The organism is Aminobacter sp. P4_H6_2, assembly GCF_056400805.1.
In genome coordinates, this window is sequence record NZ_JBFUKO010000019.1 from 1 (window position 1) to 25,682 (window position 25,682).

Here is a 25,682-nt window from a genome sequence, read left to right on the forward strand (position 1 = left end):
GACCGGTCACGGTGACGCCTTGGACGTCGCGCAAGGCATCTGTCAGGTCGCGAAACGTGCCCCTCTTCAGTTCCTCGCGCGAAACAACGGTAATGCTCGCCGGAGCATCCTTGACGTTCTGCTCGAAGCCGGACGCAGTCACCACAAGCTGCGGCAGGACCGTGGTGTCGCTGGCCGCGGCCCGCTTTTGCGAGGTCTGCGCGAAAGCGGCGGAAGACACGAGCAATGCCATGGCCGACAGGCAGGTGCAGGCAAGCAACATGTGGACCCGAGGCAACCTGGCCTGCCTGACGCGCGCTCGACTGAAGCCCATGCGGCCTGCCCGGACAGCATCCATACGGTTGAAATTATTCATGAAAGCGCCCCATCACTTAAACTTGAGTATAAAAGTCTTCTTATTTATCGAATAGGGACGGTCAACCTTGGTGTTTGCGAGCGATTCCAAATTCAGAAAAACGCAATTTGGACCCGCGCCGGCATCTCGCCTGGGGTCTTCGCGTTTGATGACGAGTGGGCATGGACAGAACCGACCTGCATAAAGACCTGCCGCAAAAGTCGGCGAACCCAACCGGCGACGCTGCGGAGCCGCGTCTTGGCCAGCTCCGCCTGCTGGTGGCGCTGGATGCGCTTTTGGTTGAGGGCAGCGTCGGCAAGGCCGCCGCGAGGATGGGCCTTGGCGCTCCCGCCATGAGCCGGCTCCTGAAGCAGATTCGCGACCTCTATGGCGATCCGATCCTGATCAGGAGCGCACGTGGCATGGTGCCCACGCCATTCGCCGAAACGCTGCGCCTGCGGCTGCGGGCGGTGGCGGCGGAGACCGAACATCTGCTCGACCCGAAACGGGACGCAGATACTGGCGCAGCTTCTTCGGGCGCGCCCGATTGGAACCACGCCACGATCATCGATGCGCCGCCGCTTGCCATGCGTCCCAGCCTCTATCTGGAAGGAGAGCCGCTGCCGGCCGACTTTGCCCGCAAGCTGGCATCGATCGGCGGGGATGCCGCTCCTCGGCAAAGACTTGCCAGGCATATCGCAACGATCGGCGCCGGTACCGGCGGCGCCCGGCCACTATCCCTGGAGGAGGCAGACGAGGCGTTCTCGCTGCTGCTTGCCGGCGAGGCCGACCCCATACAGGTGGGGGCACTGCTGGTCGTCTTGCAGTATCGCGGACTGACGGCTGTCGAACTTGCGGGGCTGACAAGGGCAAGTCGGCGCCATCTCGATCCTTCTACGAGTCCGCCAAGGTTTGCCGATCTCGACTGGCCCGCCTATGTGTCGCCGAAATCGAGATCTGCCCCTTGGTTTCTGCAGGCCGCCCGGCTTGTGGCGGATGCTGGCTGCCGCGTTCTCCTGCACGGCAACAGCGGCAACGGGGCGGCAAGAGGCACGATCGGGATGGCAGCAGGCGCCATCGGCATTCCTGTCGCGGCGAACGTCACCGAAGCGAAAGAAATCCTGCAGGCGCAGCGCATCGCCTATCTGCCGCTCGCAGCGATGTCAGCGCAGCTTCATGGTTTGCTCGGCATATACAATCTTCTGGAGATGCGCTCGCCGCTCAGTGCCGTCGTGCACCTGCTCAACCCGCTGAACGCCGACGCTAGCCTGCTCGCGGCGTTTCGGCCCAACTACCGCGATCTGCACCGGGATGCTGCCGCCTTGCTCGACTGGCCGAGACTCGGCATTTTGGGCAACAGCCGCGATGTGGCGCAGGCCACGCCCTTTCGGGCGACGACCATGTTTACGCTCGACAATGGCAAAGCCGGCGAATTGCTCATTGCCTCGCAACCTCGGCCCAAGGCCGAGCTGCCGACAGGCCTCACCAGCTTCGAATACTGGCGGGCGGTGTGGTTTGGGAAAGCAAGGGACGAAACGGCGGAACGAATTGTCGTCGATACCGCCGCTGCCGCATTTGTGGCGTTAAACCCGATGCTGGCCTTCGACGATGCCCGTCGCCGGGCCGCAGAGTGCTGGCGCAGGCGCCTGGCGCCTACCTCAGCGCTTCAGCAAAGGTGACCAGGCGCCGGCGGTTCTCGCACCAAAGCGCGAGATTGATGCAGCCCACGCTCTTCCAGAAGGTCAGCTTGACGGTCTTGCTCGCATCGCGAAGCTCGGCATTGCTGTCGAAGCAGGCCTGCAGGCGGTAGAACGGCACGCGGCTGCACAAATGATGGATGTGGTGCAGGCCGATCGACCCGGTAAGCCACTGGGGCACCGCGGGCAAGGCATACCACGAGCTGCCGCCAAATGCCGCGACATGCAGGTCCCAGGCATCGCCGGCATCCCAGCGCGTCTCTTCGAACTGATGCTGGACATAAAACAGCCAGCCGCCGACCCAGGCACCCATCACCACGACCGGCAGTACCGCCAGCATCACAGCCCAGCCGGCCAGAAGCACAAGCCCGCCATAGACGACAACCAGTGCCACATTGAGCCCGCCAGCGCTGCGCCAGGCTTCGACGCGCGGAATGGCTTCGTTGTAGGGCAACCGGTGCATGATCAGGAAATAGATCGGCACGCCGATCACGATCAGAATGAACGGATTGCGGTAGATGCGGTACATCAGCCGCTGGCTGGTGGTCATCGCCTCATATTCGGCGACTGTGCGCGTATCGATGTCGCCGATGCCGCGCTTGTCGAGATTGCCCGACGAGCCGTGATGCACGGCGTGCGCCTTCTGCCACAGCGTATAGGGCGTGAAGGTGAAGACGCTCAGCACCCGGCCGATCATCCGGTTCGCTTCGCGCGAGCTGGTGAACGAGCCATGGCCGCAATCGTGCTGGATCGCAAACAGCCTGACCAGGAACGCGGCACAGACCGGCGCCACAAGCGCCAGCAAAAGCCAACGCCAGCCGCCGAGCACTGGCTCGGCATAAGCGGCGAGCCAGACCAAGGCCRCGCCCATCGCCAGGAACGGCACCAGCGTCACCGCCAATTCGAACGCCGCGCGGCGGTCGTCTGGATCGCGAAAGCGATTGCAATGCGATGCAAGCCGGCGAACCAGCGCTTTTTCAGCAGCATGACCTGCAGCCTGTGCAGACCCTGTAGGCAGGTCGTCCGCCGTGGACGACATCAATTTCGTCATTTAGTCCCCGAAATCTCGCTGCCAACTCGGTCAAGCGCGCCATTTGTCCATAAAGCGCGGCAAGCGCCATGGCTAGTGGCACCACCGTGGCATATTTGCTGAATCCAGCGTCCATGCACCGCTGCACGCAAATCATGGCGTTTTCCTGTTGAGTGCTTGCGCCATAACGTCTTAGGTCGCGGGTATCAGTCAGGATGGACCACCTGCCGCAGAGGAACTTGATCCATGGCTTCTTTGGAAATACCCGCCGGCTCGGCCAAATGGACGACGCTCCAAAGCCATCGCCTGTGGCTGATGCAGCAGGCTGACGCGCTGTTTTCCTTCTTTGAGCGCCAAAGCCTCAATCCGCTCGGCGGCTTTTATGACCTCGACGATCACGGCCGACCGCTGGTGCCTGGCGCCGTTCCAGGCAAATTCGCCGGCCGCCAGATCCATGCCACCACCCGCATGGTCCACTGCTTTTCCATCGCCCATCTGCTTGGCCGGCCCGGCGCCGACACACTTGTCGACCACGGCATGGATTTTCTGTGGAACGGCCATCGCGACGCGGTCGATGGCGGTTATTTCTGGGGTGTCGGCTATGACGGGCCGACCAACGACACCAAGCAGGCCTATGGCCACGCCTTCGTGCTGCTCGCCGCCTCGAGCGCCAAGGTCGCCGGCCATCCCGACGCCGATCGCCTGCTGACCGACATCTCGACAATCCTCTCCGAGAAATTCTGGGAAGAGGCACACGGCGCGGTGGCGGAAGAATTCACCCGCGACTGGAAACCCTTCGACAGCTATCGCGGCCAGAATTCCAACATGCACCTGACCGAGGCGCTGATGGCCGCCTTTGAAGCGACTGGCGACAGCACCTATTTGTCGATGGCCGAACGCATCGCCGACCTGATCATCCGCCGCCATTCAGCCGCCGCCGGCTGGCGCCTGCCCGAACATTTCAGCGCCGACTGGAAGGTCGACCGCGACTATTCCGGCGACCCGATGTTCCGCCCATACGGCACCACTCCCGGCCATTCGCTCGAATGGGCGCGGCTTTTGCTGCAGCTTTGGGAACTCGGCGGCCACAAGCTCGCCTGGCTGCCCGACGCCGCAAAGAACCTGTTCGGACAGGCAACCGCCGATGGCTGGGACGTCGCTAAGGGCGGCTTTTACTACACGCTCGAATGGGACGGCTCGGCCCGCATCAAGGACCGCTACTGGTGGCCGTGCTGCGAGGCACTCGGTGCGGCCAGCTTTCTCAACGCCATCGATGGCGACCAAGCCTATGAGGAGTGGTACCGGCGCATCTGGAGCTTCTGCGCCACCCGCTTCATCGACCGCACCAATGGTGGCTGGCACGCCCAGCTCGACAACGATCTCAAGCCGAATGCCGGCCCGTTCTACGGCAAGCCCGACATCTACCACGCGCTCCAGGCCTGCCTGATCCCGCTTTTGCCGACCACCGGCAGCATCACGCGGGGCCTCGCCACAACCCGCGTCCAGATCTAGCGATTCAGAACTACAATCAAAGCGTGCGAGCCGAGGCTCACCGCCAATGCGCCGCCACCTGATTGCCGAAGATCGCGCGCTGCATCGAACCGGCCAGCGTCGCCGCATAGGGCGTGGCGATGTGGTGCCGATCACGGAAGGTCAGCTTGCCGCCGATCATCGCCGGACAGGTGACGTCATTGCAGAATAGTTCTGTAAGATCGACATATCTGACGCCCGCCAGACCGGCAGTCGCTGCCTGTTCGGCCTGGGACACCCGCTCGTCGATCGCTTCGTTTCTCGGCGTGTCGCAGACGCTCGATTTCCTGCCCTGCCACAACGAGCGGGCGACGCAGCGGTCGAGATACGACTTGTGCACGGGAACGTCCCTGAGCAGGACGACCTCGGCGTTTGTGTCGCGAAGTGCCTTGAGCGACGCCCGCAGGCCCTCGGCCCAGACATTGCGGCTGACAAGATGGTCCAGACCGCCATTCACGTCATTTTCGACATAGCTGTACGAAAACTGCGCAACAATCACCGTGTCGGGCTTCAGTTCGGCGATTTCTTTCATCGCTGATTTCCGCCACGCGTCGCATTCGGAATAGGCCCGCATCAGGCGCACGTTCCATGTCGGCACCGCCGCGACCGAACAGGAGGATTTCAGATACGTCACCACGCGCCAGTTGTTGGCCTCGGCGACCTTTGCCAGTGGCGTCGACCAATGGTCGGCATGCGAATCGCCGAAAAGCACGATCGTCTTTCGCGGCTGGGATGCGCCGAGACTGCAGCTGCGCGGTTTCGTTTGCTCGAGGCTGGCGACGCAATTAGTGTCGATCTCGCGCGCCGATGAAGACCGCGCCGCACTCTCCGCGATCAGCTTCTGGTTCGGATCGACACTGCGCGCCGCGATCTGGGACGCCCCATAAGACAACGTCACGCCAAGCGAGGTGAGCAGTGCCGCAAGCCCCAGCGAGCGTGCCGAACCGGCTGAAAGCCAGCCATTCAGCCGCACCGGGTTTTCAACGAAACGATAGCTGAGATAGGACAAGGCAACCGTCACCAGCAGGCACGTCAGCCGGCCGGCGAGCGAAAGGTCGGGCCAAAGGATCGTTGCATAGACGATAACGGGCCAATGCCAGAGATACAGCGAATAAGACAGCCTTCCGGTCCATTGGAACGGTGGCAGCGACAGGAGTGCCGCCGGCCCGGCGGCACTCCGTCGGGCACCGGAAAGCAGCAGCATCGCCGTGCCTGAAACGGGAACAAGCGCGATAAAACCTGGAAAGGGATCGGTTTCCGACACGGTCAGATAGGTCGCTGCGATCAGCCCGATGCCGGCCCAGCCCATCGCAGGCGAGAAACGAAAACCCGAGGCCCACCGTTCGGCAACCGCGAACGAGACAAGACCGCCGACGGCGAATTCCCAGGCGCGCAGCGGCGAGAAATAGAAGGCCCAGGGCTGCGAAACCACAGTCATCCAGGCACTGGCCGCAAACGACACGACCGCAGCCACGCCAAGGAAAAGCACCATGCCTTTTTCGCCCGGTCGAAACCGCGCGGCCAAAAGCAACAATGCCGGCCACAGCAGGTAGAACTGCTCCTCGACCGACAGCGACCAGAAATGCAGGAACGGGTTGTTTGCGGTGTCCGCGGCGAAATAATCGAACGACCAGCGCAGCAGCCACAGATTGATGACATAGCTGGAAGCAAACAGCGCGCCTTTGGCATAGAGCTGCTGTTCCGATGGCGCCAGGATGAAATAGCCGGCCGCAAGCGTTACCGCGATCACCAAAAGCGACGCCGGCAGCAGGCGCCGCGCCCGGCGTCCATAGAAGCGCCAGAGGTCGACCGTGCCGCAGCAGTCGATCTCCTGCATCAGGTGCCTGGTGATCAGGTAGCCGGAGATGACAAAGAAGATATCGACGCCGATGAAGCCGCCGGGCAGGTCGGACATGCCGAAATGAAAGGCGACCACGCCGCCCACAGCAATGGCGCGCAGGCCTTCGATGTCGGGCCGAAACGTCGAGGGAGGTGCGCTGATGCCTTCACCCGTGAGCTTGTTGAACATGCCGGCAAGATCGGCGACGTGAGGCGACCGGACAATTCAAACTATGTTGCAATGCAATATGCCGTCCGGCGGGCGATCAGCCCTGGTGCCTTGGAAACAGGGGCGTTGCGGCCCCTCCATTCCGTAACGCGCGGCCGGAATTTTCTCGCCGATAACGCGTAGACATGTCCTGCAGCCTGGGCCGGGCCTCTGGCTATGACAGGCAAAAGCTTTGATCCAGCCACACAAAATCGGCCCGCTGCGCTGGAAACTGCGCTATTGCAGCGCCGTCGGCTCGAAGCGATCTTGGCCGGCGTTGCAACAGGTGCTTTCGCCCGCCCCCATGACATCCCAGCCCGCCACAGCACCCGAACAGCGCTTCGCCGCCTTTCGCCATGGCGCATTCGCGCGTTTCTGGATCGCGCGCTTCCTGGCCACCTTCTCGACCCAGATCATCTCGGTCGGTGTCGGCTGGCAGGTCTATGACCTCACCCGCAATCCTTTCGACCTCGGCCTTGTCGGCGTCATCCAGTTCGCGCCAGCGCTTCTTTTGGTGCTGGTCACTGGCGTCGTCGCCGACCGTTTCGGCCGCAGGCTCATCATGGGTCTGGCAGCCCTTGTCGAGACGGCCTGTGCTGCTGCCCTGCTCGCGCTGATCTACCACGGCCTTGCCAGTCCGCTGCCGATTTTCGGCGTGCTTGCGGTGTTCGGCATTGCGCGCGCCTTCTTCGGCCCGGCCTCGGCCTCACTCGTTGCCAATCTGGTGCCGACTGAGGATTTCGCCAATGCCGTTGCCTGGAATTCGTCGGCCTGGCAAACAGCCACCATCGTCGGACCGGTCGCAGGTGGCCTGCTCTACGGCATCTCGCCGTCGGCTGCTTATGGTGCGGCAACCTGTTTGATGCTCGCCTCGGCGGTCCTGATCTTTTCGATCCCCAAGCCCAGGCAGCGCAGCGAGACCAGCAAGCCATCGGTCGAGACGCTGTTTGCCGGCTTCCGCTACATCTGGGGCGAAAAGATCGTGCTCGGTGCCATCTCGCTCGACTTGTTTGCGGTGCTGTTGTCGGGGGCTGTCGCCCTGTTGCCGATCTACGCCCGCGATATCCTCGAGCTTGGGCCGTGGGGCCTCGGCCTCTTGCGCGCGGCCCCGGGCGTTGGCGCCATCATGGTTGCCGTCTGGCTTGCCGGCCATCCGATCCGCGATCACGCCGGCCGGATCATGTTTTTCTTCGTCGCCTTGTTTGGCGTCTTCACCGCGATATTCGGCTTTTCGACAATACCGTGGCTGTCGATCGTTTGCCTCGCCTTCATCGGCGCCACCGACATGGTCAGCGTCTACATCCGCGAAACGCTGATCCAGCTCTGGACGCCCGACCATGTCCGCGGCCGCGTCAACGCGGTCAACGGCGTCTTCGTCGGCGCCTCCAACGAGCTCGGAGAGTTCCGCGCCGGCACCATGGCCGCCCTCATCGGCACAGCCCCCGCCGTGGTCTTCGGTGGCATCGGTGCCGTGGCGGTCGCCGGAATCTGGGCCTGGACGTTCCCGGCGCTGCGGAAGGTCAGGCGTCTCGACGGAAGGGTGTGACGTTAGGGGAGTAGGGGAATAAGGCAGTAGGGCAGTAGGGCAGTAGAGTTCGCTTACTGCCCTACTGCCCTACATCCCCAAATATCTTCACCAGAAACTCATCAAGCCATCGCTTGAGATGCATGTCCCAGATCAGCCGGCCGCCGAGATGGTCCCGGCCGGGTTGGGCACCGGGCAAGACAAAACGCTCGGCCCCGCGCACCACCCAGCGCTGCATCATCACGCGTGTCAGTTCGGCATGAAACTGGATGCCCCAGGCGTTGTCGCCATAGCGGAAGGCCTGGTTGGGATAGGTGTCGGATGATGCCAGCAGGACCGCATCGCTTGGCAGCGAAAAACCCTCGCGGTGGAACTGGTAGACCATTTCGGGCCAGTGCATCAGCTTGCGGCCGTCGTCGGTCGCCTTGATCGGATACCAGCCAATCTCGACCAGCCCCTCGCCATGGCCCTCGACCTTGCCGCCGAGATGGTTGACCAGCATCTGCGCACCCAGGCAGATGCCGAGGAACGGCCGGTTCTCGACAAGTGGCACGGCCAGCCAATCGGTCTCGCGGCGCACGAACTCGTCGTGATCGTTGGCGCTCATCGGCCCGCCGAACACCACCGCACCGGCATGTCCGTCGAGCGTTTCAGGAAGGTGGTCGCCGAGCGGCGGCCGGCGAATGTCGAGGTCGAAACCGTTCTCCATCAGCACATGGCCGACACGACCGGCGCTGGAATGCTCCTGATGCAGCACCACCAGGATCTTTGATCTCGCCCTCCCCGGCATCGAACCCCTACTCGTTCGTTTCAGATTCGCCGGGAAGCGACGCCTTGCGCGCAGCCTTGCGCTTGGCCTCGATACGGTCGCGGCTGTCGATGCCGATCAGTTCGGCAATGCGCCAGATGGTGTTGTCTTCCATCTCGTGCAGCTCGCCGTCGGCATAGACGATCTCCCACATCATGCCGATGAAGTCCTTGCGCGCCTCCTCATCGAGGCTACGCTTGAGCACGCTGGTGAAGGCATAGAGATCGATTGCCTCGTTGTCGGCCTGCTCACCGGCCTTGATCAGCCGATCGAGTTCAACGCCCGATACGCCGTAACTCTGGCTCAGAAGCTGCTTGGCGCGCTCCCACTCGACGTCCTGCCGGTCGCCGTCGGCATTCATGACGTGATACATCAGCGCCGCTGCGGCCACGCGCGTATCGTCGTCGGGCGAATGCCTGGAACCTGCGGCGGGCAGGTCTTTCAGAAACGAAATCATGCGTTCGAACATAGCCGAATCCTGTTTGAGCAAGCCTAGATCTAGGTTCGGTGGGACATCAAAACAAACGGAACCGCTTCTGGGCGTTTTCCCGCGCCACATCAGGATCGACACCGGGATCGTCGGGCAAGCGGATCGGTTCGACCTTGTCGTCGTCCACGAGCCCTGCGACAGGGTCGGGCGCCGGCGCCACAACCTTCACCGCTTCAGCGCTCTTTTCCGGCTCGATATCACTTTCCACTGTCACATCGACGATATCATCGCCGGCTGGCTGCGCCGCCCGGATCGCCGGGATCGCAACGCGTTCGGCAGGTTCATCATCATGCTGTTCGATCAGATGGCCAAGCCGCTCCTCGGGCGCGCGCCATTCGAAAGCATCGAGCCTGCCGGTAACTGGCGAAAACGGCGCCCAGCGCTCTGATACCACGCCGTCGGCGACCCAGGCGGGGTCGCGCGGCGCACGTACCGCGCGCGACAGCCACTGCCGCACCTTGCCCTGGTCGCCGGTCTGCGCTTCCTCGATGTCGGCGAGCAAAAGATACGCGCCCTCGCGTGGCTGCATCCTGGCCGCAGCTTCGGCCTCGCTGCGGGCAAGCGCATAGTCCTGCGCCTCCAATGCCGCCCGTGCGACGGCGAGCGAGGATTCAGGATGGTTCTGCTTCAAAGACTGCAGCTTCTTTGCCCGCGCCAGCCGGTCAAGCACGGCATCACCGGAACGGCCATGGACGTAGAGCTCGGCGATATCAGGCTGCGGCTCGGCTTTCCACGCAGCCTCAAGCACCTTCGAGCCCTTGCGCACGTCGTTCTGGCGAAACAGCGTCTTGGCGGCAATGATCGCCGCTGGTCCAAATTCCGGCCGCAGGCGGTTGGCTTCGAGTGCTGCGGTACGCGCGGTGTTGAAGTCGCTGTCGAGCAGCGACATCGCCTTGGCACACAGAAGCACCGAACGCCTGTTGTTGGCCACGTCGCGCTCGATCTGGCGCGTCGATTTCTGCGCATCGACAAGGGCCAGCGCCCCGTCCCAGTCGCCGCGCTCGGTCTTTTCCTCAAGCGTCGAATCCGCCGCCCAGCCGAGCTGCGGCGCAAGCCCGGCAGCACGTCCGGCATAGTGGCGCGCAGCTGCCCGGTCGCCCAGCCTCTCGGCCTCAAGATAAAGCCCGCGCAGGCCAAGCAAGCGCATTTCAGGATCGTCGAGCATCGTCTCGAATTTCTGCCGGGCGCCGTCATGGTCGCCTTCCAGCAGCGAGGCCTGGGCGTCGAGCAGATGGATCAGCGGCTCCTGGTCGGAACGGATCAGCTTGGCCGCTTCCTTGTTTTTCTTGCGCGCAAGCGCGGCGTCGCCAGCACCGGCCGCGATCATGCCGGTCGACAGCGCCTGATAGCCCCGGTCGCGCCTACGAGCGCGGAAATGCCGGGCAATCGTGTAGGGGCTGTTCCAAATCGACTTGGTCAGCCACCACAGCAGCATGACAGCCACGACGATTGCGGTGACCGTCACCGCCGCCACCATCAGGCTGACCTTGTACTGATAACCGCTGAAGGTCACCACCATGTCGCCCGGGCGGTCAGCCAGCCAGGCAAAGCCAAGCCCGAGCGCAAAGACGACGGCGAGGAAGAACAGGATGCGGATCATCTGGTGCCCCTCATGCCTTCATCGCGCCGGCGACGAGCTTGTCGACCAGCGTTTCGACGTCCAGCCGCGCCTTGAGCTTGGCGATGAAGTCCGCGCCTGCGGCTTTCGCCGTCTCCGGCAGCGTGTCGTATTCGGCGAGCGCCTTGGCGAAATCGCCCTGGTTGACCGCCACTTCCAGGCGCGCCACCGTTTCCGGTACGCCAGCGCCCTCGACGGCACCGATCGGCCGCACCTGCACCAGCTGCTCGGCGCTCGAAACCAGCCGCTCGAAGATGCCGGCGTTCTCGTTGACCGGCTTGGCCGCCGCGATCATCGCATTGGCCGCCGCATCGGTCGCAGCCACGATCTCGGCGCGTGTCGGAACGCCCTTTTCGGCTTGCGCCCTGAGTGCCGCCAGTTCGGGCGCGTCGGGCGAAATGGCAGCGAAAGTTTCGAGTTCGGCACCAAAGCCCGCCCCGCGCTCGACCGCCGCCTTGAGCGCCGATGCGGCAATCGCCATCGCGATCTTGGGCTGCGACGCCTGCGCCTCGACCTTGGTAGCAAGCGAAGAAACCGACTGCTCCAGCGTCGCGATCTTGCCWTCGTCGACCGTCGTTGCCTCGCCTGTTGCCTTGATGGCTGCGTCGAGGGCGGCGATGCGCTCGTTCAGCGCCGTGAATTCGGAAGCCGGCGCCCCATCCTGGCTCAGCGACGAAACAGTGGTTTCGATCTGCTTGATGCGCCCGTCGAGCCCGGCAAGCGCGTCGCTCGATCCGGCCTGGCCGGTTGTCGATTTCAGGGCCTCGACTTCGGTTTTCACCTGGCCGACTTCGGTCTTGAGCCCGTCAAGCTCGCCCTTGAGTTCGCTGCCAACGCTCGAAGCGCCGAGATCGGCAATTTGTGACTTCAGCGAGGCGATTTCGCTTTGCATCTGCTCGCCGCCGCCAGCCGGCCCAGTTGCGCCACCGGGCGCGCCAAGCACGCCGGCATATTGCAGCCCGCCCGCCACCAGAAGGGCGATCAGGCCACCAGCCAGGCCGGGCAACATGCCTGAAGTGGACTGCCGCGGCGCCGGCGCAGGTGACGCCGCGCGTGAGGTGCTTGAACTGCTGGCGCTCGACGACGATTTCGGCGCTTCGGCCTCAGGCTGTCGCGTCGGCTGTGCATTGTCGAAACTGTAGTCGTAGGATGCGTATCCCGCATCGACCTTGGCAGCCGTCTCGCTGGATTCCGGCTTTGCCGTCTTGTCCAATGCCTCCTCGCCCATCGCTTCCGAAACGGGCTCGTGCACGGCTTCCGCCTTGGCTGCGTCTTCGACGCGCGAAACCGCGCCCGGCTCCAGCTCGATGGTCACCGGGTCGCGATGCGTCTTTGAGTGGCGCGTATTCGGCGTCTTGACCATGCTTGGGGCTCCGCGATTTCATTGGCACAGGTCCCGCAAGCGGTGCGGGGTCGAAGATCAAAATCAGTAACACCCACCGTCCCGCGAAAAAAGGCCGCGTGATGGCGCAGTCACTCCAACGTCAATCCGGCTCACCGAGAAGATCAAGCAGCGCATCCTCGTTGGGATCCGGCGCAACCGCGACGCGCAGGCCCTCGACCAGCGCCGAGGCGATGCGCCCGGACAGGCAAAAACAGGTTGCGCCGCGCATCAGCAGATCAGCCTCCGCATGCATTTCCATCAAGGTGCCGAAGGCCGCGGCCGAGCGCGCCGAATAGAGCAGCACCGCGTCGATAGGTTGCCCGCCAAGCTGTTGGCGCACGAAAATCGGATCAGGTGCCAGCGCGATCGTGTCGTAGGTCTCGATCGGCACCACCTTGGTACCATTCAAACCGAGGCGGCGTTCGAACTCCGGCATCCGCACGCGACCGCAGAGATAGGCAAGCGTGGCCGTCCCAAGTTCGATTGCAATCATGTCGGCAAGGGCGGCGGCATCGCCAGGGCCTTCGTTGACGGAGAAAAATCCGGCTTTGCGCGCGCTCTCAGCGGTCCGTACGCCCACTGCATGGCATGGCAGTTGCCGCAGCCGCTCGATCAGCCCGCTTGGCGCGTGGCGCAACGCATTGGCGCTGGTCACAGCCACTGCCGTCGCATCGGTTGGAACGCTTCCGCGCACAACCGGCAAGGCGCGCGTTTCGGATAATGGCAGAAGCACCGGCTCGAAGCCGAGCGCTTCAAGGCGCCGCGCGGTGCGGGTGGCGCCGGGATCCGGCCTCGTCACCAGCACACGGCGTGCCATCTAGCTCCACCCCTCGAAGAATTTTTCGCCGGCTCGCGCCCTGACGTCTTCACCGGCCTTCCGGCCAATCGTTGCCGCATCGGCTGCAACGCCCTCGGCCCTGGCTTCGTGCCACAAGGTACCATCCGGCGTCAGGATCAGGCCGGAAAATGACAGCCTGTCGCCATCGATCACAGCGTATCCGGCAATCGGTGTCCGGCACGAGCCGTCGAGTGCGGCGAGAAACGCCCGTTCGCAAGCCAGCGCCTGTCCGGTTGGCCTATGGTCGATTGCCGAAAGCTTGTCGGTGACATCTGTGTCGCCGATGCGGCTTTCGATGCAGATCGCGCCTTGCCCCGGTGCTGGCGGGAAAACGTCCAGCGGCATCAGGTCGGTGATGATTTCGGCAAGTCCGAGACGCCGCAGGCCGGCATTGGCAAGGATGGTGCCCTGCGCCACGCCTTCGTCGAGCTTGCGCAGGCGCGTCTGCACATTGCCGCGAAACATCACGACGTTAAGGTCGGGCCGCATGCGCCGGATCAGCGCCTGGCGGCGGAGCGACGACGAGCCGACGACAGCACCTTCAGGCAGTTCCATGATCTTGGGCGCGGCGCGGCCGATGAACGCATCGCGCGGATCCTCGCGCGGCAAGAACGCCGACAGTTCGAGTCCGTCGGGCAACTGCGTCGGCATGTCCTTGGACGAATGCACGGCGAAGTCGATCTCGCCCGAATAAAGTGCCTCTTCCAGCTCCTTGGTGAACAAGCCCTTGCCGCCGGCCAGCGACAGCGGCCGGTCCTGGATGCGGTCGCCGCTGGTCGAAATCGTCACGATCTCGAACGCTTCTTCCGGCAAGGCGTGCGCCGCCATCAGCCGCGCCCGCGTCTCATGCGCTTGCGCGAGCGCCAGCAGGCTGCCGCGTGTTCCGATTCTCAAGGCTCTTGTTTGCATAGCGCTTGGTCCGTGATAACCCCGCGCTGGCGGGGCGGTCCCGTACCTCCTATCTAGGAATTTACCACCGGGCAATCATGCAGGGTAGCGACCAATTGATCCGTGTTCTGGGCATCGAGACGAGCTGCGACGAAACCGCGGCCAGCGTCGTTGCGCTCGAAGCAGGCAAAGCGCCGCGCATTCTGTCGAGCACTGTCTTCAGCCAGATCGAGGAACATGCGGCCTTTGGCGGCGTCGTTCCGGAAATCGCCGCGCGCGCCCATGTCGAAGCGCTCGACGGCATTGTCGAGGCAGCGCTTGAGGATTCGGGCCTGTCGCTTGCCGACATCGACGCGATCGCCGCGACCGCCGGCCCCGGCCTCGTCGGCGGGCTGATCGTTGGACTCATGACGGCCAAGGCGATTGCCGCTGCCGCCGGCAAGCCGCTGATTGCCATCAACCATCTCGAAGGCCATGCGCTGACCGCGCGGCTGACCGACGGGCTCGACTTCCCCTATCTGCTCTTGCTGGTCTCCGGCGGCCACACCCAGATCGTTCTGGTCAAGGGTGTTGGCGACTATCAACGCTGGGCCACCACCATCGACGATGCGCTTGGCGAAGCATTCGACAAGACCGCCAAGATGTTGGCCCTGCCCTATCCCGGCGGACCCAATGTCGAAAAGGCTGCACAGTCGGGCGATGCCACCCGCTTCGTCTTCCCGCGCCCGATGAAGGGCTCGGCTCAACCCGATTTCTCGTTCTCCGGCCTCAAGACCGCCGTGCGCCAGGCAGCGACTGCCGTGGCACCTCTAAGCGATCAGGATGTCGCCGATATCTGCGCTTCGTTCCAGGCGGCCGTAGCCGATGCACTCGGCGACCGCGTCAAGCGCGCACTGGCGCGTTTCCGCGACGAATTCCCTGACAGCAAAGCACCGGCCCTCGTCGTTGCCGGCGGTGTCGCCGCCAACAAGCAGATCCGCGCCTTGCTGGAAAAGCTCTGCGCCGACAACGGCTTCGGCTTTGTCGCGCCGCCCATGGCGCTGTGCACCGACAATGCCGCCATGATCGCCTGGGCCGGTATCGAGCGGCTGCGCGCCAATCTCGTTGAACCAGACGCATTCGATTTTGTGCCGCGCTCGCGCTGGCCGCTGGACAGCGTCTCAGCACCCGTGGTCGGCTCCGGCAGGCGGGGAGCCAAGGCATGAGCGCATACAAGGTCACCGTTCTCGGCGGCGGCGCCTGGGGCACGGCCCTGGCGCTCGCCATGCTGCACGCGGGCCATGCCGTCACCTTGTGGGCCCGCGACAGCGAAAGCGTCGAAGCCATTCGCAGCGGAACCAACCCCCGCTATCTCCCCGGCATCACGTTTGAGACCGGCATCGCCACCACCACCGACCTCGCCGTGGCCCTTGCCGGCACTGACTGCGTGCTGGTCGTCACCCCGGCGCAGGCACTGCGTGCCGTGCTGACCCAGGTCAAGCCGCATGTCACAGCCCACGTGCCTCTGGTGCTTTGCGCCAAGGGCATCGAGCGCGATACCGGCAGGCTCCTGTCGGCCATCGCCACGGAGATTTTGCCCGAAAACCCGGTCGCCGCACTGTCCGGCCCAAGCTTCGCCACCGACGTGGCGCGGGGCCTGCCGACTGCAGTTGTCGTTGCTTCGGAAGACGAAGCCCGGGCCTCGGCACTCGCCTTGCGCTTTTCCGCCGCCAATCTGCGCTGCTATTCGACCGACGACCTGATCGGCGTCGAGATCGGCGGCGCGCTGAAGAATGTCTTCGCCATCGCCGCCGGTGCCGTCACCGGCGCTGGCCTCGGCGCCAGCGCACAGGCAGCGCTTGTCACGCGCGGCTTCGTCGAGTTGCGCCGCATCGGTGCGGCTTTCGGCGCCCGTCCGGAAACGCTGATGGGCTTGTCCGGCCTCGGCGACCTGATGCTGACCTGCTCGTCGGTACAATCGCGCAACTTCGCTTATGGCGTGGCGCTCGGCAAAGGCGAGGAACTTTCCGGCCGGCCGCTCGCCGAAGGCGTCGCCACGGCCTACATCGCCGCGCGCCTGACCCGCGAGCGCGGCATCGACGCGCCGATCGTCGAAGCGGTCGCTGCCCTGCTCGATCGCGCCATCACCATCAATGAGGCCGTCGCCGGCCTGATGACCAGGCCGCTGCGCGCCGAAGCCGACTGAACTCCTGAACCAAAGAGGATATGCAAACATGCTTTTCGCACTGATCTGCAAGGACAAGCCGGGCCGTCTTCAGGTTCGCCTCGACGCGCGTCCCGATCACGTCGCCTTCCTCAACGATTTGAACGCCAAGGGCGCCCTCAAATTCGCCGGCCCCTTCCTTGACGCCGACGGCAAGCCGGACGGTTCCCTCGTGGTCATCGAGGCCGCCGATACATCATCAGCCCAGGCGATCGCCGACGCCGATCCCTACGCCAAGGCCGGGCTGTTTGAGAACGTCCAGATCCGGCCGTGGAACTGGGTGTTCAACAATCCGGCCAGCGCCTGATTCCAGCCGAGCAGATCGAGGGGACGCAACGAATGAGCGACAAGAATTACTGGCTGTTCAAATCCGAGCCGTTCAAATTCTCCTGGGAGATGCTGAAGGCCAAGGGCAAGGAAGGCACGCAATGGGACGGCGTGCGCAATTATCTCGCGCGCAACAACATGCGCGCCATGCAGATTGGCGATCTCGGCTTTTTCTACCACTCCAATGAGGGGCTGGAGGTCGTCGGCATCGCCGAAGTCTGCGCGCTGGCGCATCACGACACCACCACCGACGATCCACGCTGGGAATGCGTCGACATCCGCTACCACAGCGAGATTCCTCAGTCCGTCACCCTCGTCGACGTCAAGGCCAATCCGGCACTTGAGAAGATGGCACTGGTCACCTCGATGCGTCTTTCCGTCCAACCGGTGACACCGGACGAATGGCAGGAAGTCTGCCGCATGGCCGGGCTCAACAAGGCGCCGTGACGACAGGTTCCGTGGCAAAACTCACACCCGAGAGCGCGGAAAACTTCATCCGCGCCAACACGGCACTGATGCGGCCGCCGCATGTGCCCGAAGTCGCGCTCTATCTCGCCGACGAGGCGCATGATCTCTGGCATCGCACCGAAGAACAGCTGGCCGAGATCGGCCTGCCGCCGCCCTTCTGGGCCTTTGCCTGGGCCGGCGGACAAGGGCTGGCGCGTTATGTGCTCGACCATCCTGATACAGTTGCCGGCAAGCGCGTGCTGGATTTCGCTTCCGGCTCCGGTCTTGTCGCCATCGCCGCCATGCAGGCGGGTGCTGCTTCAGTCGTCGGCGCCGACATCGACCCATTCTGCGAAGAAGCGATCCGGCTCAATGCCGATGCCAACGCGGTTGACGTCCATTTCATTGGCGCCGACCAGGTCGGGCGCGACGATGGCTGGGACGTCGTGCTCGCCGGCGATGTCTTTTACGAAAAGCCCTTCGCCGACCGTCTCATACCGTGGTTTTCGGCCCTGCGCCAACGCGGCGCTGACGTGCTCGTCGGCGACCCCGGCCGCTCCTACCTGCCCAAGGAACGTCTGGAAAAGCTCGCCACCTATGAGGTGCCGGTCACCCGCGCGCTCGAGGACGCCGAGGTCAAGCGCACCACCGTCTGGCGCTTCGCCTGACTAAGTCTGCGTCTGCGCCGCCTCTTCCAAAATCCATTCCCGGAACGCGACAATCCGCGGATCTTCGGCAGTCGCCTTGGGATAGACAAGGAAATAGGCGAACTCGCGCGACACCTTGATGCCCAGTTCAAACGGCCGCACCAGCCGCCCCTCTGACAGGTCATTGGCGACCATGGCGAAATCGGCAAGCGCTACCGCACTGCCGTCGATCGCCACCTGCACTGCGTCGGACGAATTGGTGAAGACGATCGAGCGGCTGTCGTCGAAATCGTCGACGCCGGCGGCCGCCATCCACATGCGCCAGTTCGGCCAGGTCACGCCTTGCTGCGACCATTCGATGTGGACGAGCGTGTGGTGGAACAGGTCGCGCGGCACGCGCAGCGGCGGCCCCGACGCCAGCAGCTTGGGGCTGCACACCGGGATGATCATGTTGTCGAACAACCGCTCGGCGACGAGGCCCGGATACTTGCCCATGCCAAAGCGGATGCCGACATCGACGTCGTCGAGATCGAAGTCGCGCACGTCGTAGCTGATGTCGAAACGCAGATCGATATCGGGATGCAGCTTGCGGAAACCATCGACGCGCCGCATCAGCCACTTGCCGGCGAATTGCGCGTCGAGCGTAACCTTCAGCTGCGCGGTCCCGCGCGTCAGTTTTCGCGCCTTGGAGACGGCCCGGTTGAGCAGCTCGATGGCATCCGACGAGGCATCGCACAGCGCCGCCCCCGCCTCGGTCAGCCGAATGCTTCTGCTGGTGCGGGTGAACAGCACGACGCCGAGCTGATCCTCGATTTCCTTGATCTGATGGCTGACCGCCGCCGGCGTCAGGCCGAGTTCGTCGGCGGCACGCGTGAAATTCAGATGCCGACCGGCAGCCTCCAGCGTCCGCAGTGCACGTGTCCCGGGTACGAAGCGCATCGATGGATCTTCAAGCTGAATTTGATGATTGAGAAAGAACTACTCGTTTCTCTTTTGTCTTTCAACGCCACATCATGGGACCAGTTAGAGCAATGTCAAACCGGATTTGATATCCGGACGAAACGGACCACACCATGTCGACCGATATCCTGAAAACCCCATACGTCCAGCCGGCCCGGCTGCAGCCGGTCATGGATTGGTTCCGCCAGATGAAGGCAGCCCTCAACGTGCCCGCCCAGGATTTCGGYTGCCTGACCGAACACTATCGCCGCGACACCGGCATCCCTTGCAAGGATATCGCGAAGGCAGTCGACGCCGATCTAGGCCGGCTCGGGCTGCTCGATATCGGCTGGCAACAGCCGCGCCGCCACGACCACCGTTGAACTGATCTCCCAAGCTCACTCTGGGAGCACACTCGGCCCGAAGATAGTCTCCCATCTTCGGGCCGCTTTCTTCAGCGCACCACTTTCAGCACCGTGCGGTTCGAAAGATGCGGCAATAGCCGCGCCATCACGCGTGCCGTCACCGCCACGCAGCCTTGCGTCGGGCTGAAACCCGGCCGCGCCAGGTGAAAGAAGATGGCGCTGCCGCGTCCGCGCCGTCGCGGCCGGATGTTCCAGTCGAGCACGATGCAGGCATCGTAGAGCCGGTCGTCGCGCTTCATCCGCTCATGGCTCGCGCCATAAGGGATCTTCACCGGCCTGTTATAGTTGCGGTCCTCAGGCACTTCGCACCAGCCGAGATCAGGCGCGATCGCGCGCATGGCAAGCCGCGTCTGGCCCGCTGCGAAATGATCCCGCCGGAAATAGCCCGACAAAAGACGCATCGTCGCGAGCGGCGTCGCGCCATCGCCTTCGCGTTTGTCGGCCGAAATGCCGCCACTCCCCAGCGCACAAGGAAACACCGTTGCACCCACTTGCAGCAGGCCCTTGGTCGGGTCGCCGGGTTTGGCCCTTACGACGATTGTGGAAATGCCCTTGCGCAAAAATTCATCCGCCCCAATTACGCCTTTGATTTTTCTTGTATGATCGCATCGCGGAACAAATCACCCGGTCAATGGTTGTCGCAGTCAGCTTCCGCATCCATAGTCTGTGGTCAACAGAATTTTGATTTTAAAACAACGGATGCTCCATGACCTCACGCACCATCCTCATTGTCGACGATGACGACGATCTGCGCGGCACGCTTGTCGAGCAGCTCGCGCTCTATGAGGAGTTCGAAGTCCTGGAGGAGGCCTCGGCCACCAAGGGCGTCAACGCAGCGCGCGCTGGCCTCATCGACCTGCTCATCATGGATGTCGGCCTGCCCGACATGGATGGCCGCGAGGCGGTGAAGATCCTGCGCAAGGGCGGCTACAAGGCGCCCATCATCATGCTGACCGGCCACGACACCGATTCGGACACGATCCTCGGTCTCGAGGCCGGCGCCAACGACTATGTCACCAAGCCGTTCCGCTTCGCCGTCCTGCTCGCGCGCATCCGCGCCCAGCTGCGCCAGCACGAACAGAGCGAGGATGCCACCTTCGCCGTCGGGCCCTACACCTTCAAGCCGAGCCAGAAGCTTCTCATCGACGCGCGCGGCGGCAAGGTCAGGCTCACCGAAAAGGAGGCCTCGATCATCAAATATCTCTACCGGGCCGACCAGAAGGTGGTCACCCGCGACGTACTTCTCGAAGAGGTTTGGGGCTACAATTCAGGTGTCACGACGCACACGTTGGAAACGCATGTGTACCGTCTTCGCCAGAAGATCGAGCGCGATCCTTCCAATGCGGAAATTCTTGTGACAGAAAGCGGCGGATACAAGCTGGTCCCCTGACTGGTTTACCCGGCGAGTGGGGCCGCCGGCTAACGACAAGGGGGAGCCGGTCTGAGAAGTCGGGGACATAATGGCGCTGGATGACGACATCCGCATCCTGTCCGGCGTGAGGCTATTTGAGGGCTTCACACAAGAACAGCTGCGTTTGCTGGCTTTTGGCGCGGAGAATGTGCATCTCCCCGCCGATCGCAAGCTCTATCGCGAGGATGACGAGGCCGATTCGGCCTATGTCGTCATATCGGGACGAATAGCGCTTTACCGCGAGGTTGACGGACCGCGCGCCGAAGTCGGCTCGGCCGGACCCGGCTCGATGCTCGGCGAACTTGCACTGATCGCCGACACCAGGCGGCTGACCAGTGCGGCAGCGGCCATCGATTCGGAGGTCATCCGCCTCAACCGGAAAATGTTCCACCGCATTTTGGAGGAATATCCCGAGGCCGCCGCCCGGCTGCACCAGCACATCCTCGAAGACCTCCAGGACATGATCGCGCGGATAGAAAGCATGGCCCCGCGATTCGGCAAGTAGCTGCAGTCGGCCGGGCTTCTGGACACGGCAACAGCTTGTGCTCTGGTGCCAACTAAGCCCGTCATTCCCGACCTCGTGAGCGAGTGGAATGAGCGGAGAGTGTCGGGAACCATGCCGCGAAGCTGGCAAGGTCGGGGTAAACCGGCGAAGCCGGCCTGCCCCAACTGCCGGCCGGACCTAAACTTCAGTCCAGATTGAACCTCGCAATCACCGGCACGTGATCCGACGGCCGTTCCCAGCCACGCGCGGCACTCACTATGTCGATGCCGGCGAGATCAGGCGCGAGGTTCGCCGAGGACCAGACATGATCGAGCCGGCGGCCGCGATTGGAAATCTCCCAATCCTTCGCCCTGTAGCTCCACCACGTGTAGATCTTCTGGTCGTCCGGCACATTGAGCCGCATCAGGTCGACCCAGTCGCCGGCCTTGCGCATCGCCTCGAAGCTTTCGGTCTCCACCGGTGTGTGGCTGACGACGTTGCGCAGTTGCTTGTGCGACCACACGTCGTGTTCGAGTGGCGCGATGTTGAGGTCGCCGACCAGCACCGAGGCGGAAGTGTCGTCCTGTTCGGCGCGGATCGCGTTCATCTCGGCGACGAAGTCGAGCTTGTGGCGGAATTTCGGGTTGATCTCCGGATCGGGCTCGTCGCCGCCGGCGGGAACGTAGAAATTGTGCAGCGTCACCTTCTTGCCGCCGGCATCGAAGCGCACCGACAGATGTCGGCTGTCGTCGATCTCGCAGAAGCGGCGTTTCTCCACGATTTCAAGCGGCCGCCGCGCCACCGTGGCGACGCCGTGATACCCCTTCTGGCCATGGATGGCGATGTGTTCGTAGCCGATCTTGCGAAACGCGGCCGACGGAAACTGGTCGTCAGGGCACTTGGTTTCCTGCAGGCACAAGACGTCGGGCGCGTACTCGTTCAACAGCCGCTCGACCAGCGGCATGCGCAGGCGCACGGAATTGATGTTCCAGGTAGCGATGGAAAAGGGCATAGCAGGTTCCGGCAAGACGTTGCGGCGGAAACTGACAGCACGGTCACGCAATGACAAGGCTAGAAGGTGGGCGCGGCCTCACCGGCGCCGCTGTCCACAACTAAGCCGGGCAACGCAGCCGCAAAGACTGTCTCATCCCTCGCCCCTGCTAAGCAGGACAGGGTTGGCGAACAAGGCTCAGTCGTTCTTCTTGTGGGTGTTGAGCTCGCGGTTGAGCTTGTAGTCGATCTTGAACGTGTCGGCGGGAAATGCGCCGCCCTGCTTGACGTTGAACACCATCACGGTGGTGTCCTTGCCCTGCGCGTCCGTGATCGTCCACTGCCTGAGTTCATAGGTCTTGGGATCGAACATCATGGTGATGGTCGAGTTGCCGAACACCTGCCTGTCCGAAAGCTTGATGGTGGTCAGGTCGTCTTCTTCGGTGACGCTCTTGACCTTGTTGCCGCTGAGGTCGATGCGCTCGTCGAGCAAAAGCTTCAGCGGCGTCTTCGACAGCGGATAAAGGTCGGAGGTTCGCATCTTGGAATTCAGGATGACCACCGACTGGCCGTCGGAGATGACCTTGAAGTTGGACGGCGCCTCGTAGTTGAAACGGATCCTGCCCGGGCGTTGCAGGAAGAACTTGCCGCCCGTCTGCTCGCCGCGCGGGCCAAACTGCACGAACTCGCCCGACATCGTGCGCACGCTCGAGAAGTGGTCGGCTATGCGCTGGGCGGCTTCCGATGACTGGGCTTGCGCTTGCGAACTGAGCCCCATCACTGGTGCTGCGGTCAGCGCCATCGCTGCTGCCAGGCCAAGCAGGCGGCGCCGCGTCAGGCCAAAGCCACCCTTGGTGGCAAAAAGATTGTCTGTCATGCCGATAACTCTCGTCTCATTCCAGTTCGGCAACTCTATCGCCGCCCAGTGGGGCTGAAGTTTGACACATGTCCGCGTCACGCCATCAACGCGAAAACGTGATCGCTGGTTCCGTCCTCACATCTTGTCGTCTTCGGTCGGCACCAGGATTTCGCGTTTTCCCGCATGGTTGGCGGCGCCGACGATACCTTCCTTCTCCATCCGCTCGATAATCGAGGCGGCACGGTTGTAGCCGATACCCAGCCGACGCTGGATGTAGCTGGTCGAGGCCTTGCCGTCGCGCAGCACCACGGCCACCGCCTGGTCGTAGGGATCGTCCGATTCCTCGAAGTTGCCGCCGCCGCCATTGCCGCCACCGCCCTTGCCCGACGGCTCGTCATCGTCTTCGCCGTCGTCTTCGGTGATGGCGTCGAGATACTCCGGCACGCCCTGCAGCTTGAGATGGGCGACGACCTTTTCGACCTCCTCGTCAGCAACGAACGGACCGTGGACGCGCTGGATGCGCCCACCGCCGGCCATGTAGAGCATGTCGCCCATGCCAAGCAGCTGCTCGGCACCTTGCTCGCCCAGGATGGTGCGGCTGTCGATCTTCGACGTCACCTGGAACGAGATGCGCGTCGGGAAGTTGGCCTTGATCGTACCGGTGATGACGTCGACCGAGGGACGCTGGGTCGCCATGATGACGTGGATGCCCGCCGCGCGCGCCATCTGAGCCAGGCGCTGGACTGCACCTTCGATATCCTTGCCGGCGACCATCATCAGGTCGGCCATCTCGTCGATGACGACGACAATGTAGGGCAGCGGCGCCAGATCGAGGTTTTCGGTCTCGTAGATCGCCTCGCCGGTCTGGCGGTCGAAGCCGGTCTGCACGGTGCGTGAGATCTGCTCGCCCTTTTTCTCGGCCTGGCTGACGCGGGCGTTGAAGCCGTCGATATTGCGCACGCCGACCTTGGACATCTTGCGGTAGCGGTCTTCCATCTCCCGCACCGTCCACTTCAGCGCCACCACAGCCTTCTTCGGGTCGGTGACGACAGGCGTCAAAAGGTGCGGAATGCCGTCATAGACCGACAGTTCGAGCATCTTCGGATCGATCATGATCAGCCGGCATTCCTGCGGCGTCATGCGATAGAGCAGCGACAGAATCATGGTGTTGATCGCCACCGACTTGCCCGAGCCGGTGGTACCGGCAACGAGCACGTGCGGCATCTTGGCGATGTCGACGATGACCGCCTCGCCATTGATGGTCTTGCCGAGCGCCAGCGCGAGTTTGGCCTTGGTCGTCTCGAAATCGCGGCTCGCCAGTATCTCCCTGAGATAGACGGTCTCGCGCTTGGCATTGGGAAGTTCGATGCCGATGGCATTGCGTCCCGGCACGACAGCGACGCGCGCGGCGATCGCGCTCATCGAACGCGCAATGTCGTCGGCAAGGCCGATGACGCGCGACGACTTGATGCCGGGCGCCGGCTCAAGCTCGTAGAGGGTGACGACCGGACCGGGACGGACATGGATGATCTCGCCCTTGACGCCAAAGTCCTCAAGCACGCCTTCAAGCAGGCGCGCATTCTGTTCGAGCGCGTCCTTCGACAAGGAGGCATCGCGGACCACGTTCTTGGGCTCGGCCAGGAAATGCAGCGACGGCATCTCGAAGGTCTCGGCCCCGATCAGCGTGGTCTGCGCCTCGCGCTGGACGCGGGCGCCTGGAGCCGGTCGGGGTGCGGGTGCTGCAACACGCGCGGCTGGAGAGCCATTCGCCGGCGAGCGGAAATTCTGCACCTGGGCATTGGCACCGCGGCGCGGCTCGGGCGACATGTCCATGTCGTCGTCGCCGAAGACGTCCTGGTCTTCCGGATCGATGGAAACCGAGCGCTCATGCGCCACCATCTGGGCGAAGAACTCGGGCTCGACCCGCGCGCGGCCGCCTGTTGTAACGCGCTGTTCGGCGCGCTCGGCCGATTCGACGCGCTCGGCAGCCTGCCGCCAGGCGCTTTCGCGCTTCACCGGCGGCATGTCGTAGCCCTCCAGCTCTCGGCGCTTGGCGGCGCGGCGGCGCATATAGGCCTTGGCCGACAGCCACCAATGCGTGATCGCTCCGAGCGCCAGCACACCCTCGTTGTCGTCGTCTTCCTCATCGTCGAAGCTGGCGAAATCTTGCTCGCGCATGTCGGGCTTGGGCTTGGGATTGACCACCGCAAAGCCGTTCTCACGCTTCAGCAAGCCGGCACCAAAGGCAAACAGCCAGATCGCCGGGGCGATCAACAGCACGCCTATGACCGTTGCAATCAGTCCGGTCGGATAACCACCGATGAACAGGCCCGGCACCTTGAGCACCATGTCGCCGAACACGCCACCAAGACCGGTCGGCAGTGGCCAGGTTGGCGGCGCGCCGACACAGCCCGCGATTGCCGCGGCAAGGAGTGCCGAGCCAAACCAGACAAGGCCGCGCTTGGGCATGCGGTCGACGCCACGCGCGGTGACAAACAGCACGCCCCAGATCACCGCCGGCATCAGCGCCGCGACCGAGGCCAGGCCGAAGAACTGCATGGCAAGGTCTGCGAACACAGCACCGGGATAACCCATGGCATTGGTGACGGGGCTGTCGGTGGCATGGCTGAAGCTCGGGTCGGCGACATTCCAGGTACCGAGTGCCGCCAGGCCGAAGGCCACGAAGGCGAACAAACCCAGGCCCGCCGCGCGGCCTGCCTGCCGTCGCGCGAATGCCTGAATGCCGTGCCCTGCGTCGGTC

At 63.6% G+C, this 25,682-nt stretch carries 25 protein-coding genes; 11 read left to right on the plus strand and 14 right to left on the minus strand.

What is annotated here, in order from left to right; genetic code table 11:
- Nucleotides 1-262: TonB-dependent receptor plug domain-containing protein (locus tag AC1DUU_RS03105; protein WP_476781969.1), on the minus strand; the 262-nt coding region annotated here is incomplete at its 3' end.
- A gap of 254 nt (nucleotides 263-516) precedes the next feature.
- Between AC1DUU_RS03105 and AC1DUU_RS03110 the strand changes: the two genes are divergently transcribed.
- Nucleotides 517-2,013, plus strand: coding sequence for a glycosyl transferase family protein (locus AC1DUU_RS03110; protein WP_476781946.1), 1,497 nt, complete (start codon nucleotides 517-519; stop codon nucleotides 2,011-2,013).
- Here AC1DUU_RS03110 and AC1DUU_RS03115 read toward each other — a convergent pair.
- Nucleotides 1,988-3,082, minus strand: a complete 1,095-nt coding sequence (locus tag AC1DUU_RS03115) for a fatty acid desaturase (RefSeq protein WP_476781947.1) — start codon at nucleotides 3,080-3,082, stop codon at nucleotides 1,988-1,990. The genes AC1DUU_RS03110 and AC1DUU_RS03115 overlap by 26 nt on opposite strands.
- Nucleotides 3,083-3,307: 225 nt before the next feature.
- Here AC1DUU_RS03115 and AC1DUU_RS03120 point away from each other — a divergent pair, with 225 nt between their 5' ends.
- A complete protein-coding gene (locus tag AC1DUU_RS03120) occupies nucleotides 3,308-4,573 on the plus strand; it encodes an AGE family epimerase/isomerase (RefSeq protein ID WP_476781948.1) in 1,266 nt (421 codons plus the stop codon).
- 37 nt (nucleotides 4,574-4,610) lie between these two features.
- Here AC1DUU_RS03120 and AC1DUU_RS03125 read toward each other — a convergent pair whose 3' ends face one another.
- On the minus strand, nucleotides 4,611-6,620 hold the full coding sequence (locus AC1DUU_RS03125) for an acyltransferase family protein (protein ID WP_476781949.1): 2,010 nt from the start codon (nucleotides 6,618-6,620) through the stop codon (nucleotides 4,611-4,613).
- Nucleotides 6,621-6,942: 322 nt separating this feature from the next.
- Between AC1DUU_RS03125 and AC1DUU_RS03130 the strand changes: the two genes are divergently transcribed.
- Nucleotides 6,943-8,184: an MFS transporter gene (locus AC1DUU_RS03130; RefSeq protein WP_476781950.1), complete on the plus strand. Its 1,242-nt coding sequence runs from the start codon at nucleotides 6,943-6,945 to the stop codon at nucleotides 8,182-8,184.
- Between the two features lie 61 nt (nucleotides 8,185-8,245).
- Here AC1DUU_RS03130 and AC1DUU_RS03135 read toward each other — a convergent pair whose 3' ends face one another.
- The 6 genes from AC1DUU_RS03135 to hemC all read right to left on the minus strand — a co-directional run bounded on the left by AC1DUU_RS03135 (nucleotide 8,246) and on the right by hemC (nucleotide 14,210).
- Nucleotides 8,246-8,953 carry a glutamine amidotransferase gene (locus AC1DUU_RS03135; RefSeq protein ID WP_476781951.1) on the minus strand — a complete coding sequence of 236 codons (708 nt, stop codon included), beginning with the start codon at nucleotides 8,951-8,953 and terminating at the stop codon, nucleotides 8,246-8,248.
- A gap of 7 nt (nucleotides 8,954-8,960) precedes the next feature.
- Nucleotides 8,961-9,440, minus strand: coding sequence for a tellurite resistance TerB family protein (locus AC1DUU_RS03140; RefSeq protein WP_476781952.1), 480 nt, complete (start codon nucleotides 9,438-9,440; stop codon nucleotides 8,961-8,963).
- A gap of 46 nt (nucleotides 9,441-9,486) precedes the next feature.
- Complete coding sequence (locus AC1DUU_RS03145) at nucleotides 9,487-11,061, minus strand: heme biosynthesis HemY N-terminal domain-containing protein (protein WP_476781953.1); 1,575 nt, start codon at nucleotides 11,059-11,061, stop codon at nucleotides 9,487-9,489.
- 10 nt (nucleotides 11,062-11,071) lie between these two features.
- A complete protein-coding gene (locus AC1DUU_RS03150; protein ID WP_476781954.1) occupies nucleotides 11,072-12,442 on the minus strand; it encodes a COG4223 family protein in 1,371 nt (456 codons plus the stop codon).
- A gap of 121 nt (nucleotides 12,443-12,563) precedes the next feature.
- The gene (locus AC1DUU_RS03155; RefSeq protein WP_476781955.1) at nucleotides 12,564-13,280 is read right to left on the minus strand and encodes a uroporphyrinogen-III synthase; all 717 of its coding nucleotides are present in this window, start codon (nucleotides 13,278-13,280) and stop codon (nucleotides 12,564-12,566) included.
- Nucleotides 13,281-14,210 (minus strand): hydroxymethylbilane synthase, encoded by a 930-nt coding sequence (gene hemC, locus AC1DUU_RS03160; protein ID WP_476781956.1) that lies wholly within the window; start codon nucleotides 14,208-14,210, stop codon nucleotides 13,281-13,283.
- Between the two features lie 98 nt (nucleotides 14,211-14,308).
- On the opposite strand from hemC, the gene tsaD reads away from it, so the two are divergent.
- The 5 genes from tsaD to AC1DUU_RS03185 are packed head-to-tail and all read left to right on the plus strand — an operon-like array spanning nucleotide 14,309 to nucleotide 17,834.
- Nucleotides 14,309-15,394, plus strand: a complete 1,086-nt coding sequence (tsaD, locus tag AC1DUU_RS03165; RefSeq protein ID WP_476781970.1) for a tRNA (adenosine(37)-N6)-threonylcarbamoyltransferase complex transferase subunit TsaD — start codon at nucleotides 14,309-14,311, stop codon at nucleotides 15,392-15,394.
- Nucleotides 15,391-16,374 carry an NAD(P)H-dependent glycerol-3-phosphate dehydrogenase gene (locus AC1DUU_RS03170; protein WP_476781957.1) on the plus strand — a complete coding sequence of 328 codons (984 nt, stop codon included), beginning with the start codon at nucleotides 15,391-15,393 and terminating at the stop codon, nucleotides 16,372-16,374. Before tsaD ends, AC1DUU_RS03170 begins: the two co-directional genes overlap by 4 nt.
- A 28-nt stretch (nucleotides 16,375-16,402) precedes the next feature.
- The gene (locus tag AC1DUU_RS03175) at nucleotides 16,403-16,699 is read left to right on the plus strand and encodes a YciI-like protein (protein WP_476781958.1); all 297 of its coding nucleotides are present in this window, start codon (nucleotides 16,403-16,405) and stop codon (nucleotides 16,697-16,699) included.
- Between the two features lie 32 nt (nucleotides 16,700-16,731).
- Complete coding sequence (locus AC1DUU_RS03180) at nucleotides 16,732-17,166, plus strand: EVE domain-containing protein (RefSeq protein WP_476781959.1); 435 nt, start codon at nucleotides 16,732-16,734, stop codon at nucleotides 17,164-17,166.
- The gene (locus AC1DUU_RS03185; RefSeq protein WP_476781960.1) at nucleotides 17,121-17,834 is read left to right on the plus strand and encodes a class I SAM-dependent methyltransferase; all 714 of its coding nucleotides are present in this window, start codon (nucleotides 17,121-17,123) and stop codon (nucleotides 17,832-17,834) included. Before AC1DUU_RS03180 ends, AC1DUU_RS03185 begins: the two co-directional genes overlap by 46 nt.
- On the opposite strand, the gene gcvA is transcribed toward AC1DUU_RS03185, so the two are convergent.
- Nucleotides 17,835-18,752: a transcriptional regulator GcvA gene (gcvA, locus tag AC1DUU_RS03190; RefSeq protein ID WP_476781961.1), complete on the minus strand. Its 918-nt coding sequence runs from the start codon at nucleotides 18,750-18,752 to the stop codon at nucleotides 17,835-17,837.
- 134 nt (nucleotides 18,753-18,886) lie between these two features.
- Between gcvA and AC1DUU_RS03195 the strand changes: the two genes are divergently transcribed.
- Complete coding sequence (locus AC1DUU_RS03195; protein WP_476781962.1) at nucleotides 18,887-19,135, plus strand: hypothetical protein; 249 nt, start codon at nucleotides 18,887-18,889, stop codon at nucleotides 19,133-19,135.
- 71 nt (nucleotides 19,136-19,206) lie between these two features.
- Here the strand turns inward: AC1DUU_RS03195 and AC1DUU_RS03200 are convergent, their stop codons facing one another.
- Nucleotides 19,207-19,737, minus strand: a complete 531-nt coding sequence (locus tag AC1DUU_RS03200) for a L,D-transpeptidase family protein (protein ID WP_476781963.1) — start codon at nucleotides 19,735-19,737, stop codon at nucleotides 19,207-19,209.
- A gap of 146 nt (nucleotides 19,738-19,883) precedes the next feature.
- Between AC1DUU_RS03200 and AC1DUU_RS03205 the strand changes: the two genes are divergently transcribed.
- A complete protein-coding gene (locus AC1DUU_RS03205; RefSeq protein WP_476781964.1) occupies nucleotides 19,884-20,567 on the plus strand; it encodes a response regulator transcription factor in 684 nt (227 codons plus the stop codon).
- Nucleotides 20,568-20,637: 70 nt separating this feature from the next.
- Complete coding sequence (locus AC1DUU_RS03210; protein ID WP_476781965.1) at nucleotides 20,638-21,093, plus strand: cyclic nucleotide-binding domain-containing protein; 456 nt, start codon at nucleotides 20,638-20,640, stop codon at nucleotides 21,091-21,093.
- Between the two features lie 184 nt (nucleotides 21,094-21,277).
- On the opposite strand, the gene xth is transcribed toward AC1DUU_RS03210, so the two are convergent.
- From xth to AC1DUU_RS03225, 3 genes are all read right to left on the minus strand, one after another.
- A complete protein-coding gene (gene xth, locus AC1DUU_RS03215; RefSeq protein ID WP_476781966.1) occupies nucleotides 21,278-22,084 on the minus strand; it encodes an exodeoxyribonuclease III in 807 nt (268 codons plus the stop codon).
- Between the two features lie 177 nt (nucleotides 22,085-22,261).
- Nucleotides 22,262-22,939: an outer membrane lipoprotein carrier protein LolA gene (locus tag AC1DUU_RS03220; protein WP_476781967.1), complete on the minus strand. Its 678-nt coding sequence runs from the start codon at nucleotides 22,937-22,939 to the stop codon at nucleotides 22,262-22,264.
- Nucleotides 22,940-23,056: 117 nt separating this feature from the next.
- Nucleotides 23,057-25,682: DNA translocase FtsK (locus AC1DUU_RS03225; protein ID WP_476781968.1), on the minus strand; the 2,626-nt coding region annotated here is incomplete at its 5' end.

What these genes read in the sequence shown, in the direction of transcription:
- AC1DUU_RS03130 (WP_476781950.1), top strand. Translation starts at nt 6,943, where the DNA reads ATGACATCCCAGCCCGCCACAGCACCCGAACAGCGCTTCGCCGCCTTT.
- AC1DUU_RS03180 (WP_476781959.1), top strand. Translation starts at nt 16,732, where the DNA reads ATGAGCGACAAGAATTACTGGCTGTTCAAATCCGAGCCGTTCAAATTC.
- AC1DUU_RS03135 (WP_476781951.1), bottom strand. Translation starts at nt 8,953, where the DNA reads ATGCCGGGGAGGGCGAGATCAAAGATCCTGGTGGTGCTGCATCAGGAG.
- AC1DUU_RS03125 (WP_476781949.1), bottom strand. Translation starts at nt 6,620, where the DNA reads ATGTTCAACAAGCTCACGGGTGAAGGCATCAGCGCACCTCCCTCGACG.
- AC1DUU_RS03185 (WP_476781960.1), top strand. Translation starts at nt 17,121, where the DNA reads ATGGCAGGAAGTCTGCCGCATGGCCGGGCTCAACAAGGCGCCGTGACG.
- AC1DUU_RS03210 (WP_476781965.1), top strand. Translation starts at nt 20,638, where the DNA reads ATGGCGCTGGATGACGACATCCGCATCCTGTCCGGCGTGAGGCTATTT.
- AC1DUU_RS03170 (WP_476781957.1), top strand. Translation starts at nt 15,391, where the DNA reads ATGAGCGCATACAAGGTCACCGTTCTCGGCGGCGGCGCCTGGGGCACG.
- AC1DUU_RS03175 (WP_476781958.1), top strand. Translation starts at nt 16,403, where the DNA reads ATGCTTTTCGCACTGATCTGCAAGGACAAGCCGGGCCGTCTTCAGGTT.
- AC1DUU_RS03155 (WP_476781955.1), bottom strand. Translation starts at nt 13,280, where the DNA reads ATGGCACGCCGTGTGCTGGTGACGAGGCCGGATCCCGGCGCCACCCGC.
- gcvA (WP_476781961.1), bottom strand. Translation starts at nt 18,752, where the DNA reads ATGCGCTTCGTACCCGGGACACGTGCACTGCGGACGCTGGAGGCTGCC.
- hemC (WP_476781956.1), bottom strand. Translation starts at nt 14,210, where the DNA reads ATGCAAACAAGAGCCTTGAGAATCGGAACACGCGGCAGCCTGCTGGCG.
- AC1DUU_RS03220 (WP_476781967.1), bottom strand. Translation starts at nt 22,939, where the DNA reads ATGACAGACAATCTTTTTGCCACCAAGGGTGGCTTTGGCCTGACGCGG.
- AC1DUU_RS03140 (WP_476781952.1), bottom strand. Translation starts at nt 9,440, where the DNA reads ATGTTCGAACGCATGATTTCGTTTCTGAAAGACCTGCCCGCCGCAGGT.
- AC1DUU_RS03120 (WP_476781948.1), top strand. Translation starts at nt 3,308, where the DNA reads ATGGCTTCTTTGGAAATACCCGCCGGCTCGGCCAAATGGACGACGCTC.
- AC1DUU_RS03145 (WP_476781953.1), bottom strand. Translation starts at nt 11,061, where the DNA reads ATGATCCGCATCCTGTTCTTCCTCGCCGTCGTCTTTGCGCTCGGGCTT.
- AC1DUU_RS03205 (WP_476781964.1), top strand. Translation starts at nt 19,884, where the DNA reads ATGACCTCACGCACCATCCTCATTGTCGACGATGACGACGATCTGCGC.
- xth (WP_476781966.1), bottom strand. Translation starts at nt 22,084, where the DNA reads ATGCCCTTTTCCATCGCTACCTGGAACATCAATTCCGTGCGCCTGCGC.
- AC1DUU_RS03110 (WP_476781946.1), top strand. Translation starts at nt 517, where the DNA reads ATGGACAGAACCGACCTGCATAAAGACCTGCCGCAAAAGTCGGCGAAC.